This window comes from Microbacterium sp. CIAB417, assembly GCF_022788845.1.
Map to the genome: position 1 here is coordinate 885,017 of NZ_JAHZUT010000001.1, position 15,211 is coordinate 900,227.

Annotated in this window: 13 protein-coding genes; all 13 read left to right on the forward strand. The window is 70.6% G+C overall.

The annotated features are described in order from the left end of the window. The first annotated feature begins 32 nt into the window (after positions 1 to 32). A complete protein-coding gene (alaS, locus tag KYX17_RS04380; protein ID WP_243225634.1) occupies positions 33 to 2,693 on the forward strand; it encodes an alanine--tRNA ligase in 2,661 nt (886 codons plus the stop codon). Then, positions 2,690 to 3,163 (forward strand): Holliday junction resolvase RuvX, encoded by a 474-nt coding sequence (ruvX, locus tag KYX17_RS04385; protein WP_243225635.1) that lies wholly within the window; start codon positions 2,690 to 2,692, stop codon positions 3,161 to 3,163. The genes alaS and ruvX overlap by 4 nt, the downstream gene beginning before the upstream one ends. Before the next feature lies 1 nt (position 3,164). Then, the gene (gene mltG, locus KYX17_RS04390; protein WP_243225636.1) at positions 3,165 to 4,583 is read left to right on the forward strand and encodes an endolytic transglycosylase MltG; all 1,419 of its coding nucleotides are present in this window, start codon (positions 3,165 to 3,167) and stop codon (positions 4,581 to 4,583) included. 51 nt (positions 4,584 to 4,634) lie between these two features. After that, positions 4,635 to 5,450: a shikimate dehydrogenase gene (locus tag KYX17_RS04395; protein ID WP_243225637.1), complete on the forward strand. Its 816-nt coding sequence runs from the start codon at positions 4,635 to 4,637 to the stop codon at positions 5,448 to 5,450. Between the two features lie 53 nt (positions 5,451 to 5,503). Continuing rightward, positions 5,504 to 6,727, forward strand: a complete 1,224-nt coding sequence (aroC, locus tag KYX17_RS04400) for a chorismate synthase (protein ID WP_243225638.1) — start codon at positions 5,504 to 5,506, stop codon at positions 6,725 to 6,727. Next, on the forward strand, positions 6,720 to 7,238 hold the full coding sequence (locus KYX17_RS04405) for a shikimate kinase (protein WP_243225639.1): 519 nt from the start codon (positions 6,720 to 6,722) through the stop codon (positions 7,236 to 7,238). Before aroC ends, KYX17_RS04405 begins: the two co-directional genes overlap by 8 nt. Then, a complete protein-coding gene (gene aroB, locus KYX17_RS04410; protein WP_243225640.1) occupies positions 7,235 to 8,323 on the forward strand; it encodes a 3-dehydroquinate synthase in 1,089 nt (362 codons plus the stop codon). Before KYX17_RS04405 ends, aroB begins: the two co-directional genes overlap by 4 nt. Beyond that, a complete protein-coding gene (locus KYX17_RS04415; protein ID WP_243225641.1) occupies positions 8,320 to 8,868 on the forward strand; it encodes a GNAT family N-acetyltransferase in 549 nt (182 codons plus the stop codon). The genes aroB and KYX17_RS04415 overlap by 4 nt, the downstream gene beginning before the upstream one ends. Further along, positions 8,865 to 9,308, forward strand: coding sequence for a type II 3-dehydroquinate dehydratase (locus KYX17_RS04420; RefSeq protein ID WP_243225642.1), 444 nt, complete (start codon positions 8,865 to 8,867; stop codon positions 9,306 to 9,308). Before KYX17_RS04415 ends, KYX17_RS04420 begins: the two co-directional genes overlap by 4 nt. 64 nt (positions 9,309 to 9,372) lie before the next feature. Further along, complete coding sequence (gene efp / locus KYX17_RS04425) at positions 9,373 to 9,933, forward strand: elongation factor P (protein ID WP_243225643.1); 561 nt, start codon at positions 9,373 to 9,375, stop codon at positions 9,931 to 9,933. Positions 9,934 to 9,936: 3 nt separating this feature from the next. Further along, on the forward strand, positions 9,937 to 10,347 hold the full coding sequence (nusB, locus tag KYX17_RS04430; protein WP_243225644.1) for a transcription antitermination factor NusB: 411 nt from the start codon (positions 9,937 to 9,939) through the stop codon (positions 10,345 to 10,347). 55 nt (positions 10,348 to 10,402) lie between these two features. Further along, positions 10,403 to 13,654 (forward strand): SNF2-related protein, encoded by a 3,252-nt coding sequence (locus KYX17_RS04435; protein ID WP_243225645.1) that lies wholly within the window; start codon positions 10,403 to 10,405, stop codon positions 13,652 to 13,654. 170 nt (positions 13,655 to 13,824) lie between these two features. Continuing rightward, entirely contained in the window at positions 13,825 to 15,210 is a 1,386-nt protein-coding gene (locus tag KYX17_RS04440; protein ID WP_243225646.1) for an MFS transporter, read from the forward strand. Position 15,211: the final 1 nt, after the last annotated feature.

Consider the following 15,211-nt stretch of genomic DNA (forward strand, 5'->3'; position numbering starts at 1 on the left):
TCTCCATCCCACACGAGGACAGCCGTACCCCTATGAACACTGCGGACATCGCGCAGCGCTATCTCGCCTTCTTCGAGAAGAACGACCACACCATCGTCCCGTCCGCGTCTCTGGTCTCCGACGACCCGACCGTGATGTTCACGATCGCCGGCATGGTCCCCTTCGTGCCCTATCTCACCGGTGTGGTCCCGGCGCCGTATCCTCGCGCGGCGGACCTGCAGAAGTGCATCCGCACGAACGACATCGAAGAGGTCGGCAAGACCGCCCGCCACGGCACGTTCTTCCAGATGCTCGGCAACTGGTCTTTCGGCGACTACTTCAAGGAAGGCGCGATCCGCTACGCGTGGGAGCTGCTGACCACCTCCGAGTCCGACGGCGGACTCGGATTCGCCGAGAAGGACATCTGGGTCACGGTCTACGAGACCGATGACGAGGCCGAGGCCCTCTGGCGGAAGATCGCCGGACTCCCCGCCGAGCGCATCCAGCGCATGGGCAAGGAGGACAACTACTGGCACACCGGCCAGCCCGGTCCCGGCGGCCCCTGCTCCGAGATCTACATCGATCGCGGTCCCGCCTACGGACGCGACGGCGGCCCGATCGTCGACGACAACCGGTTCACCGAGATCTGGAACCTCGTCTTCATGCAGGAGCTGCTCAGCGACGTCCGCAGCAAGGTCGACTTCGACATCGCGGGACCCCTGCCGAAGAAGAACATCGACACCGGAATGGGCCTGGAGCGCGTCGCCATGTTCAAGCAGGGCGTCGACAACATGTACGAGACCGACCAGGTGCGTCCGGTGCTCGACCGTGCCGAGGCGATCTCGGGCCGCACCTACGGGAAGGTCCACGAGGACGATGTCCGTTTCCGCGTCATCGCCGACCACGTGCGCTCCTCGCTGATGCTGCTCTCGGACGGCGTGAAGCCGTCCAACGAGGGCCGCGGATACATCCTGCGCCGGCTCATGCGCCGCACCGTCCGCGCCATGCGCCTGCTCGGTGTGGACGCTCCGACGTTCCCCGAGCTCTTCAGCGCCTCGCGTGACGCCATGAAGAGCGCGTACCCGGTGCTGGAGACCGAGTGGGATCGCCTGTCCGCGACCGCCGTGGCCGAGGAGGAGACGTTCCTGCGCACTCTCGCCCAGGGCTCGACCATCCTCGATCTCGCGCTGGACGAGACGAAGAAGTCCGGCGCCGCCACGCTCGCGGGATCCCAGGCGTTCCTGCTGCACGACACCTACGGCTTCCCGATCGACCTCACCCTCGAGGTCGCCGAGGAGGCAGGGCTGACCGTCGACCGGGGCGCGTTCGACGAACTCATGCGCGAGCAGAAGTCGCGCGCCAAGGCGGACGCCAAGAACCGCCGGCGCCAGCTCGCCGACGTGTCCGTCTACCGCGAACTGCGCGGACTCGGCGAGACGGTGTTCGACGGCTACTCCGAGCTCGAGACCGAGTCGACGGTGCTCGGCATCCTCGTGGACGGCCAGCCCGTGACGAGCGCCACCGAGGGTCAGGTCGCCGAAGTGATCCTCGCCGAGACGACGCTGTACGCCGAGTCCGGTGGCCAGGTCGCCGACAAGGGCGCGATCACGGGACCGGGCTTCTCGCTCGAGGTGCTCGACGTCCAGAAGCCCGTCCCGGGCCTCATCAGCCACACGGTCGAGGTGACCACCGGGACCGTGGCGGTCGACGACCGCGCCACGACCGTCGTGGACGCCGCGAACCGGCGCGCCGCACGGCAGGCGCACTCCGCGACCCACCTCGTCCATGCCGCTCTGCGCGACACCCTCGGCCAGGGCGCGACGCAGGCCGGATCGCTGAACCGCGCGGGCTACCTGCGCTTCGACTTCGCCTGGAACCAGGCGCTCTCCGCGGCGACGCGCACCGAGATCGAGGAGATCACGAATCGCGCCGTGCACGACGCCCTGGAGGTGACCACGCGCGTGGTCACCCTCGACGAGGCGAAGGAAGCCGGCGCCATGGCGCTGTTCGGCGAGAAGTACGGCGACGTCGTGCGCATGGTCGACATCGGCGGACCGTGGTCGCGCGAGCTCTGCGCGGGCACGCACGTGTCCACCAGCGCCGAGGTCGGACTGGTCAGCATCACCGCTGAGTCGTCCGTCGGCGCGTCGAACCGCCGGATCGAGGCGCTCGTCGGACAGGACGCCTTCCGCGAGCTCGCCGCCGAGCGCACGCTCGTGTCGCAGCTCACCGCGAGCCTGAAGACCCCGCGCGACCAGCTGGCCGAGCGCATCGCCGAACTCGCCGCGAACCTGAAGACCGCCGAGAAGCGGATCGCGCAGTTCGAGGCGAAGGAGCGCGAGGGGCGCGTCCCGGCGATCGCCGAGGCTGCCGAGCGCGTCGGCGCCTACCGCGTCGCCGCGCAGTCCCTCGGTGAGGTCGGGTCGGCCGACGACATCCGCGGGGTCGCGCTCAGCGTGCGCGACCGTCTGGGTGCGGATGCCGCGGTCGTCGCTCTCGGCGGCGTCGTGTCCGGACGGCCGATCGTCGTCGTGGCCACGAACGACGCGGCCCGCGCGGCCGGTGCCAAGGCCGGAGCACTGGCCAAGCGCGCCGCCGGTGCCCTCGGCGGCGGAGGAGGAGGCCGCGACGACGTGGCGCAGGGCGGCGGCGCGGACGCCGCGGCGCTTCCGAGCGCTCTGGACGGCATCGTCGCGGAGCTGCGCGGCGCGTGAGCGGCTTCCGTCGCGGCGTCCGGCTCGGCATCGACGTCGGCAGAGCCAGAGTCGGCGTCTCCCGCTGCGACCCCGACGGCCTCCTGGCCGTTCCGGTCGAGACCGTGCGTCGTGACGACGCGTCGATCGAGCGCCTCGCGGCACTCGCGCTGGAGCACGAGCCGCTGGAGTTCGTCGTCGGTCTTCCCGTGAACATGCAGGGCACCGACACGGCCTCGACGGCGGACGCGCGGGAATTCGCCCTGGCGCTGGCGCGCAGGACCGGCATCGCCGTGCGCCTCGTCGACGAGCGACTGAGTACGGTGTCGGCGCACCACGCGCTCCGCGCCTCGGGCAGAACCCAGAAGAACTCTCGTAGCATTGTGGATCAGGTTGCGGCAGTGGTCCTGTTGCAGCAGGCGATCGACACCGAGAAGAGCACCGGTACCCCGGCCGGCGCCCCGGTCGATCTCGACGAGGAGACCAGCTGACATGTCCCAGGGAGATCTGTTCGACAACCTCCCGGATCCGTCGACCGCGCATCCCACGGTCGACCAGACCCCTCCGGCGCCCGGATCGCGGCGCGCCGCACGGGAGGCCGCGCAGCGCGCGGGAGCCGCGGACACGGCGTCCGGCGCGGAGCGGACGAGCGAGCCGGTCGGGACGGCACCGCAGCAGGCGACCGCCGCCGGCCCCGAGCAGGCACCCGAGGCACCCGTGACCGCCACGCTCTCGTCGCCGTCCCCCGAACCCACCGTAGGCGGTTCGCTCGAGGATCTGTTCGCCCCGAACGCGGAGGACCACGGCACCGAGCCGAAGCGCCGGCGCCGCACGGGCTGCCTCGTCGCCCTCATCATCGTGCTCGTCCTGATCGGCGGATTGGCCGCCGGCGGAGTGTGGGTGTGGAACACCTATGGCGACCGGATCAGCGACGCCATGGGCTGGGGCGAGCCGAAGGACTACGCCGCCGGGGAAGCCACCGGCGAGGTGTTCGTCACGATCGAGGAGGGCTTCACCGGACAGCCGATCTCGCATGCGCTCTACGAGGCCGGCGTCACGAAGACCGAGGACGTCTTCTACGACATGCTCATCGCCGAGGGACTGAACCCGAACTTCATGCCGGGTGTGTACCGGCTGCAGGAGCGGATGACCGCGGCCGCCGCACTCGAGGCCATCGAGAACCCGGAGAACCGGATGGAGCATTCGGTCGGGGTCGTGGAGGGAACGACCCTCAAGACGATCGTGCCGACCATCGCCGAGAGCCTGCAGCTGCCACTGGAGGACGTCCAGGCCGCCACCGCCGACCCGTCCGCCTACGGCGTCGAGGCCGACACTCTGGAAGGCTGGTTGTTCCCCGCCGTCTACACGTTCGATCCCGGCGTGACGGCGACCCAGGTCGTCCAGGCCATGGTCGACCGCACGCGCGAGTCGCTCGCCGAGGTGGGCGTGCCGGATGCCGACGCGCAGCGCATCCTGACCATCGCCTCGATCATCCAGCGCGAGGGGCTCACGGCCGACTTCCCCAAGGTGTCCCGCGTGATCCAGAACCGTCTCCAGGAGGACAACCAGGAGACGCACGGGCTGCTGCAGATGGATTCGACGGCGCAGTACGGCTACGGCCTCACGCACGACGGTCCTGTTTCGGAGTGGGCCTGGAAGGACGTCGTCGGCGACCAGAACCCGTGGAACACGTATGCCCACCCGGGCCTTCCCGCCGGCCCGATCGCGACGGCCAGCCATGCGGCGATCGACGCCGCCATGAACCCGGTTGACGGTCCGTGGTACTACTTCGTGGCCGTGAACCTCGACACCGGGGAGACGGTGTTCTCCACCACCTACGAGGAGCAGCAGCAGGCCGAGCGGCAGTATCAGCAGTGGTGCGAGGACAACCCCGACAGCGGCTGCTACTGACACCCGGTGCCCGGTGACGAGACCCGACGCTCCCGAGAGGACGGTGCCCGCGTGACCCGAGGTTCGCGCCTGGCGGTGTGGGGCGATCCCATCGCGCACTCGCGCTCGCCCGCGCTGCACGCGGCCGCCTACGCGGTACTCGGCCTCGAGTGGTCGTATGAGCGCCTGCGCGTCGCGGAAGCCGCCTTCGCCGAGACCGTCGCCTCGCTGGACGACACCTGGCGCGGGCTCTCGCTGACGATGCCACTGAAGGAGGAGGCGTTCCGCGTCGCGGAATCGCACGATCGGCACGCCGAGCTGACCGGCGTCGTCAACACGCTGCTGCTCGGCGAGCGGATCGCGGGGTTCAACACGGACGTCGGCGGGATCGTCGACGCGCTCGTCGAGCACGGCGTCCACGAAGTCGAGAACGTGCGGCTGCTCGGTGCGGGAGCCACAGCGGCGTCCGCGCTGGTGGCGATGGCCGACCTCGGCGCCCGGCGCGTGGAGGTCCGCGCCCGGCGGCCGGAGCGGGCGGAGCACCTTCGCGCCCTCGCCGCACGGCTGGACCTCGACCTCTCCGTCACGGCGTTCGCAGCGCCCGCCGGGCAGACCGATCTCACGATCGCCTCGCTGCCCGGCGGCACGGTCCTGCCGGAGGACGTCGTGGCGCCGCTCGCCCGGACAGGGGGAGCGCTCTTCGACGTCGCCTACGCGCCCTGGCCGTCCGCTCTGGCGGCAGCGTGGGGCGAGGCCCCGGCCATCTCCGGCCTGGGCATGCTGCTGCACCAGGCCGTCCGGCAGATCCGGATCTTCCTGCATGCCGACCCCGCTGCGCTCCTGCCCGATGAGCCGGCGGTGCTCTCCGCCATGCGCGCGGCGTTGTAGCGTCATGCGTCACGCCGCACATCGCGGCCCGCAACCCGTGGGAGACTGGAGCAATGCTCCGCGTGCTGACGGCCGGCGAATCGCACGGCCCCGAACTCATCGCCGTCATGGAGGGCCTGCCCTCCGGTGTCCCCATCTCGCCTGAGCAGATCCAGGCGGATCTCGCTCGCCGCAAGCTCGGGTACGGCCGCGGCTCGCGGATGAAGTTCGAGCAGGACGAGCTGACGCTGTCCTCCGGCATCCGGCACGGCAAGACGCTCGGCAGCCCGATCGCGCTGCGCATCGGCAACACCGAGTGGCCGAAGTGGACCGAGGTCATGAGCCCCGAGCCCGTGGAGCTCACGGACCGGTCCCGCGGCCGCGGCGCTCCGCTCACCCGTCCGCGCCCCGGGCACGCCGACCTCGTCGGCATGCAGAAGTACGACTTCGACGAGGCCCGGCCGATCCTCGAGCGCGCCAGTGCCCGTGAGACCGCCGCCCGGGTCGCCCTTGGCGCCGTGGCGCGCGCGTTCCTCGCCGAGCTCGGCATCCGCCTCGTCAGCCACACGCTGTCGATCGGCCCCGTGCAGGTCCCTGAGGGCGCTGTCCTGCCGACGCCCGACGATGTCGCCGCGCTGGACGCCGATCCGCTGCGATGCTTCGACCCCGAGACCTCGGCCCGTATGGTCGCCGAGGTCGACGATGCCAAGAAGGACGGGGACACCCTCGGCGGCATCGTCGAGGTCCTCGCGTACGGTCTGCCTCCAGGCCTCGGCTCCCACGTGCAGTGGGATCGCCGCCTGGACGCACGGCTCGCGCAGGCGCTGATGAGCATCCAGGCGATCAAGGGCGTCGAGGTCGGCGACGGCTTCGAGACGACGCGTCGGCGCGGCTCGGCGGCGCACGACGAGCTCTTCGCCGCCGACGACGGCATCACGCGCTCCTCGGACAAGGCGGGCGGCACCGAGGGCGGCATGTCCACCGGCACCGTGCTGCGGGTGCGCGCCGGGATGAAGCCGATCGCGACCGTCCCGCACGCACTGCGCACGATCGACGTGTCCACGGGCGAGGCCGCCACGGCGCATCATCAGCGCTCGGACGTCTGCGCCGTTCCCGCGGCGGGGGTCGTGGCCGAGGCGATGGTCGCGATCGAGCTGGCCGGTGCCGTGCTGGAGAAGTTCGGCGGCGACAGCGTGGGAGAGACCCGCCGCAACCTCGCGGGCTACCTCGACGCGATCCCCGCCGAGCTGCGGACCGCTGCTTCCTCGGAGTCGGGCCTCGCCGTCGGCGATGAGTGACGTCCATCCGCCGACCGTCGTGCTCGTCGGCCCGATGGGATCGGGCAAGACGAGCGTCGGGCGGCGTGTCGCGAAGCGCCTCGGCGTCGCCTTCATCGACACCGATCGCCGTGTCGTGGCGGAGCACGGCCGGATCGAGGACATCTTCGCGACGCACGGCGAGGAGCGCTTCCGCGAGCTGGAGCGCGCGGCCGTCCGCGCGGCTCTCGCCGAGGGCGGGGTCGTCTCGCTCGGGGGAGGCGCGATCACCGATGCCGGAACGCGGGAACTGCTGCGCGACCACCCCGTCGTCCTCCTCACGGTGAGCCGCGAAGCGGTCGCCGAGCGCATCCGCGGCTCCGCGCGACCGCTGCTGGGCGGCGACGAGGACCCCGTCGAGCGCTGGGCGCGCATCCTGGAGGAGCGGCGGGACTGGTACGAGGAGGTCGCGACGGTCGTGTTCGACACCTCGCGGCGCCCGATGTCGCGCATCGCGGACGAGATCGCCGACTGGCGGAGAGGACTGTCATGACCGACACGACCATCAGCGTCACGGGGCAGAACCCCTACGACATCACCGTGGGGCGGGGCATCCTGGATCGGGTGTCCGGCGCCCTGGATCCTGCGGTGCGCAAGGTCCTCGTGGTGCACCCGCCGACCCTCGCGAGCCGTGCCGCGGAGCTGCGCGACCGGCTGCTCTCCGATGCGGCCGAGGGCCCGCGCGAGGTTCTGCTCGCCGAGATCCCGGACGCCGAGCAGGGCAAGCGCATCGAGGTCGCCGCGTTCTGCTGGCAGATCATGGGCCAGGCCGACTTCGCCCGGACGGACGCCGTGATCGGCTACGGCGGGGGAGCGGTGACCGACCTCGCGGGCTTCGTCGCCGCCACCTGGCTGCGGGGCGTGCAGGTCGTCCAGGTCCCCACCACCGTGCTCGGACTCGTCGACGCCTCCGTGGGCGGCAAGACCGGCGTCAACACCGCGGAGGGCAAGAACCTCGTCGGCGCCTTCTGGGCGCCCAGGGCCGTGATCGGCGATCTGGACGAGCTCGGCAGCCTGAGCGCGCACGAGGCCACCGCCGGGTACACCGAAGTCGTCAAGGCCGGGTTCATCTGGGCTCCGGAGATCCTGGACATCATCGAGGCGGATCCGGCGCGTGCGGTCGACACCTCGACGGACGAGTTCCGGCGCGCCGTGGAGCTCGCGATCGACATGAAGGCGAGGGTCGTCTCGGACGACTTCCGCGAGGCCGGTCAGCGGGAGATCCTCAACTACGGCCACACGCTCGGCCACGCCATCGAGCACGCCGAGAGGTACCGCTGGCGCCATGGGGCCGCGATCTCGGTCGGGATGCTCTTCGCCGCCGAGCTGTCGCGCCTCGCGGGAAGGCTGCCGGATGCCGCGGCCGAACGACACCGCACCATCCTGGAGTCCCTCGGCCTGCCGACGGGTTACCGGGCGGGAGCCTGGCCTCAGCTTCTGGCGACCATGCAGCGCGACAAGAAGACCCGGGGCGGGATGCTGCGGTTCATCGTGCTCGACGAGATCGCCAAGCCGACCGTGCTGCAGGCACCGGACGAGTCCCTGCTGTTCGCCGCGTACCAGGAGGTCGGCGAGTGACCCACGCCATCCGGCGGGTCCGCGAGCACGAATGGCGCGAGGTGCGGGACCTGCGTCTCGAGGCCCTGCGCGATCCGGCGGCGCCGATCGCGTTCCTCGACACCGCCGACGCCGCGCTGCTGCGCCCCGACGGCTTCTGGCAGGAGCGTGCGGCGGGCGCCGCGTCGACGGACACCGCCGCACAGTTCGTCGCGATCGATGAAGGCGCCTGGGTCGGCTCGGTCTCCGTGCTGCGCCGACGGCCCGGAGACCGCGACGCACACGGCCGGATCCTCGACGAGCCGCGCAGCGACGTCGTCGGGGTCTACGTGCGCCCCGACCACCGCGGCCGAGGGATCATCGACGACCTGCTCGCGGCCGCGGCGGGCTGGGCCGGCTCCCACGGCGACGCCTCGTTGGCGTTGGAGGTCCATGCCGACAACGAGCGCGCGCAGGCCGCGTATCGGCGCGCCGGCTTCCGCCCGACCGGGCTCCGATTCGAGGGTCCCATCGGACCCGAACTCGAGATGGCGCGGTCTCTGGGCGGGGATAGGCTGTCGGCGTGACCGCCCCCCGACGCCTGCTCCTCGTGAACGGCCCGAACCTGAACCTGCTCGGCACCCGCGAGCCCGCCGTCTACGGGGCGCAGACGCTGGCGGACGCCGAACGGATCGCCCGCGATGCGGCCGCCGCCGCCGGCTTCGAGATCCGCGCTATCCAGAGCAACCACGAGGGTGTGCTCATCGACGCGATCCACGCGGCTCGTGAGGACTGTGCGGGGATCGTCATCAACCCCGGCGGACTCACGCACACCTCCGTCTCGCTGCGAGACGCCCTCACCGGCGTCGCGCTCCCGTTCGCGGAGGTCCACGTCTCGGACGTCCACGCCCGTGAACGATTCCGTCACTTCTCCTACCTCGAGGACGTCGCAGCCGTTCGCGTGATCGGGGAGGGCGTCGACGGCTACGCGAACGCCGTGCGGCAGCTGGCCGCGCTGATCCCTTAGAATCGACTGTCGGCCGCGTGAGCGCGGCCCCGCACACCTCGACACGAAACGGAACCCGCTTCTCATGGCATCCACCGCAGACATCAAGAACGGCGTCGTCATCAACATCGATGGCCAGCTCTGGAGCGTGGTGGAGTTCCAGCACGTCAAGCCCGGCAAGGGCGGCGCGTTCGTGCGCACCAAGCTGAAGAACGTCGTCACCGGCAAGGTCGTCGACAAGACCTACAACGCGGGCACGAAGATCGAGCTCGAGAACGTCGACCGCCGCGACTTCACGTACTTGTACACCGACGGCGACGGGTTCGTCTTCATGGACACGAGCGACTACGACCAGATCACGGTGGGCGCCGCGACCGTCGGCGACGCGAAGAACTTCCTGCTGGAGAACCAGCAGGTCACGATCGCCACCAACAACGGCAACCCGCTCTACATCGACCTGCCGGCATCCGTCATCCTCGAGGTGACCTACACCGAGCCCGGCCTGCAGGGCGACCGTTCCTCGGCCGGCACCAAGCCGGCCACGGTCGAGACCGGATACGAGATGCAGGTCCCGCTCTTCGTCGAGACCGGAACGAAGATCAAGGTCGACACCCGCACGGGTGAGTACCTCGGTCGCGAGAAGTAAGGCGTGAGCGCCCGGACGAAGGCGCGCAAGCGCGCACTCGACATCCTGTTCTCCTCGGACGTCCGCGGAGACGCGATCCCGGTGACCCTGGCGGCGGAGGCCAAGCGGGCCGCCAGCGAGCCTGCCCGCGAGGCGAGCTGGCTGTACGCCCGCGAGATCGCCGACGGGATCGTCGACCACCAGGACGAAATCGACGAGCAGATCACCACGCACAGCCGCGACTGGAAGCTCGAGCGGATGCCCGCCGTCGACCGCGCTCTGCTGCGCATCGCGGTGTGGGAGATCCTCTACAACGACGAGGTCCCCACCGCTGTCGCGATCGATGAGGCCGTGGAACTCGCCAAGGAGTTCTCCACCGACGAGTCCGGCGCCTTCGTGCACGGCGTGCTCGCCCGCATCGCGCGCGCGGGCTGACGTCGTCGGCCGGCATCCGGTGTCGATGTCGGATGCCGCGGGAAGGATGGTGCCCATGACCGCGCCGTTCGTCCCTGAGCACGACATCCTCGCGCACACGGACCGCGGCAGTTTCGACCGAGGTCACGCCTATGCGCGCACGGGTCGTGTGCTCTACGCGATCTGGGATGACGCGCGCCGGCGGATCAACGGGCAGGTGTCCGGCTCTCGGGGCATGCCCTACAGCTGCGCGATCGAGTTCGCCGACGACGACCGGATCGCCTCCAGCCGGTGCGCGTGCCCCGTGCGCACCGCGTGCAAGCACGTCGTGGCGGTGCTGCTGGCCAGCAACGACAAGGTCGCACTCCCGACGGACACGGCGCCGCCGGTCCGGGCCCGCCCGCCCGTCTGGCGGACCCTACTGGCAGGGGTGCCCCAGACGCCGCCTGCCGGACCCCTGGCTCTCGGGATCGAACTCCGGCGCCGCCCGGCCCAGGGCGTGCACCAGTGGGCACCTCGTCCCGTGGTGGCCGCCCACCCGCGTGACCTCGTGAAGGACCCGGGCGAGGCGCTCCTCGCCGTCCGGCCGCTCATGCGCAGCGCGTCGACCGGGAACTGGATCCAGGGCGATGCGGGATGGGACACGCTCCGTCGCTCCGTCGGACGCTTCGCACCGGATCAGGTGCGCTGGTTCACCGATCTGCTGAGCCTCGCCCGCGAGTCGCTGCTGTCCGGGACCGCAGGGGACTGGATCCTTCTGGACCACGTCGCGTCGCGCCTGCTCTGGGCGCATCTCGCCGAGGCGTCCGAGCTCGGCATCGATCTCGTCGCGACGCAGAAGCACACCGATGTCCGCATGTCCTCACACGCCGAGGTCGGCGCAGAGATCCACGGCGACGAGGAGGCGCTGCTGCTCGACAGCCGCGTGTACATCGACGGTGTGCCGCAGGATTCCCGCCAGGTCCGCCCGATCGGTCGATCCGGGGTGTACGCATGGGAGGTCGTCGGCGCGCGCATCCGGCTGACTCTTGCTCCGGTGGAACTCACGCCCATGATGCACACGCTGCTGACCCGACCGGGGAGCATCGAGGTGCCCGCCGAGGAGCGCGACGACTTCCTGGCCGAGGCGTACCCGCACCTCGTGCGGCAGGTCCCGCTGCAGGCGAGCGACGAGATCGCGCTGCCGTCGCCCCCGGAGCCGCGCGCGGTGATCTCGGTCGACTACCAGGCGGGGCACGTGCTCACGCACTCCCTGCAGTGGGACTACGAGGGCTTCGGTCGTTTCGCCCCGGAGCCTTCGCCCGACGCGGTGCGCGACGCCGCGGGCGAGGCACGCCTGCTCGAGGCGCTGCGCGAGGCGTGGGAACCGCTCACCGAGATGCCGTTCGCTGTGCGGGCGGAACGGCGCGATGCGGATGCCGCCGAATTCGTGTCGCGGATCGTTCCCGCTCTCGAGGCGGCCGGGGCGGTCATCGAGACCCGCGGCAAACCGCAGGCCTATCGGGAGCTCACGGGCGACCCGCTGATCACGGTCTCCACCGTCGAGACGACATCGACCGACTGGTTCGACCTGGGCATCCTGGTGTCCATCGACGGGCGAACGATCCCCTTCGAACCGCTGTTCACGGCTCTCGCGCTGCGCCGGTCCAAGCTCCTGCTCGTGGACGGCAGCTACTTCTCGCTCGCGCACCCCGCGCTGCAGCGGCTGCGGGACCTGCTCGACGAGGCAGCCGAGCTCGCCGAGTGGGAGAGCGGCCCCCGGATCAGCCGTCACCAGATCGCGCTGTGGGAGGAGTTCGAAGATCTCGCGGACGAGGCTCAGCCCGCCGTGAGCTGGCGGGCCACCGCCGAGGGGCTCCGGTCCGCCGACAGCGTGCCGGCGACCGAGACCCCTGCCGGTCTCCGCGCGCTGCTGCGGCCGTACCAGCAGGCTGGTTTCGACTGGCTCGCGTTCCTGTGGCGTCACCGGCTCGGCGGAATCCTGGCCGACGACATGGGCCTGGGCAAGACGCTCCAGCTGCTGACGCTCATCCTGCACATGCGGGAGCAGGGGGAGGAGCGCCCTGTCCTCGTCGTGGCACCGACCTCGGTGCTCGGCACCTGGCAGGACGAGGCGACCCGGTTCGCGCCCGACCTGACAGTCCGGCTCCTCGACGGCACGAGCGCGAAACGCGGGCAGAGCGTCGCAGAGGCGGCGGCTTCGGCGGACGTCGTGGTGACCTCCTACACCGTGACGCGGCTCGACCAGGACGAGTACGCCGCAGTGGAGTGGGCCGCGCTGATCCTCGACGAGGCGCAGTTCGTCAAGAACCCCGCCACACAGCAGCATCGTGCCGTCGCCGCCCTCCGTGCGGATGTGACGTTCGTCGTGACGGGCACTCCGCTGGAGAACAGCCTGTCCGAGCTGTGGGCGCTGCTGCGGCTGGCCGCGCCGGGCCTGTTCCCGTCGGCTCGCCGGTTCCGGCAGGAATACATCCAGCCGATCGAACAGGGCAAGGTCCCCGAGAACGAGGAGGGTGCGCCCTACCGCCGGCGCCGGCTGGAGCGACTGCGCCGCCGCATCCGTCCGCTGCTGCTGCGACGCACGAAGGAGCTCGTCGCGGACGATCTGCCGCCCAAGCAGGAGCAGGTGCTGCATGTCGACCTGAGTCCCCAGCACCGCGCCCTGTACGACACCGTGCTCCAGCGCGAGCGGCAGAAGGTCCTCGGCCTGCTCCAGGATCTCGACCGCAACCGGTTCATCGTCTTCCGCTCCCTCACCATGCTGCGGATGCTGAGCCTGGCACCGGCGCTCATCGATCCGGAGGACGCGGCGATCGGCTCCGCGAAGCTCGACGTCCTGCTCGAACGCGTCCAGGAGCTGCAGGCGGAGGGGCACCGGGCCCTCGTGTTCAGCCAGTTCACGTCGTTCCTCGGACTGGCCGCCGAGCGCCTGGCGGAGGCGGGCGTCCCCGCCGTCTACCTGGACGGTTCGACGCGTGACCGGCGCGCCGTGATCGAGGACTTCCGCTCCGGCGATCAGCCGGTGTTCCTGATCAGCCTGAAGGCCGGCGGGTTCGGCCTCACGCTCACCGAGGCCGACTACGTCTTCCTGCTGGACCCGTGGTGGAATCCCGCCGCCGAGGCGCAGGCGGTCGACCGCGCCCACCGCATCGGCCAGCGCGAGCAGGTCTTCGTGTACCGCATGATCGCGACGGGGACGGTCGAGGAGAAGGTCCTCGCGCTGCAGCAGCGCAAGGCACGTCTGTTCACGGCCGTGATGGACGACGAGCAGCTGTTCGCGCAGTCCCTGAGCGCTGAGGACATCCGCGGCCTCTTCGAAGACTGATCCGGGGCGTGTTACGGGGGTGTGACGACGCCCTCACCGCAGAGGCGTCCCCGGGTGACGCAGAAGTGATCGGGCGGTAATCGGCCACGCGTCCGGCCGAAACACCACACTCCTATCGTCGGTCGCGTACCGTCCGGACGACCGGACCCACCGGACCCAGGAGAGCAGTCATGACCGCACCCGTCGTCTCCGCCTCGATCGACACCGGGGTCGTCCTCACCCGACGACCCGGCCGATGGATCGACGGCTTCGATCCCGAGGACACCGCGTTCTGGCAGGCCGAGGGTCGCGGCATCGCGCGACGCAACCTCGGGTGGTCGATCTTCGCCGAGTTCCTCGGTTTCATCGTGTGGCAGCTGTGGAGCATCGTCGTGGTGCTCCTGCCGTCGGCGGGATTCGCCTTCACGAGCGCGGAGACGTTCTGGCTCATCTCCCTGCCGAGCCTCGTCGGCGCGACCCTGCGGTTCCCCTACACGTTCATGGTGCCGCGGTTCGGCGGGCGCAACTGGACCATCGTGTCGGCGCTGCTGCTGCTGATCCCGTCCGTCCTGCTCGCCGTCGCGGTCGGCGACCCGCAGACGCCGTTCTGGATGATGCTCGTCATCGCCGCTCTCGCCGGATTCGGAGGCGGCAACTTCGCCAGCTCCATGGCGAACATCACCTACTTCTTCCCGCAGCACGAGAAGGGCTGGGCGCTCGGCCTCAACGCGGCCGGCGGCAACCTCGGCACCTCGGTCGCGCAGTTCCTTGTGCCCGTCGTCGTGTCGCTCACGGCCGGCATCGGGCTCGGCCTTCCCCTGGCCGGATGGATGTGGGTGCCGTTCATCCTCGTCGCGGCCTGGGGCGCGTGGCGGTACATGGACAACCTCTCGTCGGCGAAGGCCGACTTCGCCGGTTCGGCCGCGGCGTTGCGCGAGGGGCACCTGTGGCTGCTGGCGCTGCTCTACATCGGCACGTTCGGCTCGTTCATCGGATTCTCCAGCGTGTTCCCGAAGCTGATCGCGGATCAGTTCCCCGAGTTCTCGTCGCTGCACATCGGCACCGCGGCGGTCTCCCTCGCCTTCCTCGGCGCGCTCGTGGGCTCGTTGTTCCGGCCGTTCGGCGGGCGGCTGGCCGACCGTTTCGGCGGGGCACGCGTGACGATCGGGGCCTTCGCGGTCATGGCGCTTGGCGCCTTCGGCATCCTCGGCGTGCTGGCGCTCGGGAGCTTCTGGCTGTTCCTCCTCGGATTCCTCGTCCTGTTCGCCGCCACCGGGATCGGCAACGGCTCCACCTACCGCATGATCCCGATCGTGTTCACGGCGCGTGCGGTGGCACGGAAGGAAGCGGACGCCGCCGCCGTCGCGCGCCGAGCGGCCGCTGCCCTCGGCCTCATCTCGGGCATCGGGGCCTACGGAGGATTCCTCGTCCCGCAGGTCCTGAACGCGTCGCAGCTGGCGACCGGCGGCTACCAGGGCGCGTTCATCGGCTTCGGCATCGGCTACGTGGTGCTGCTGGTCGTCACGCTCCTCGTCTACGGCGTCCCGCGGTCGTTCCTCGACGGACGGCGGATCTGAC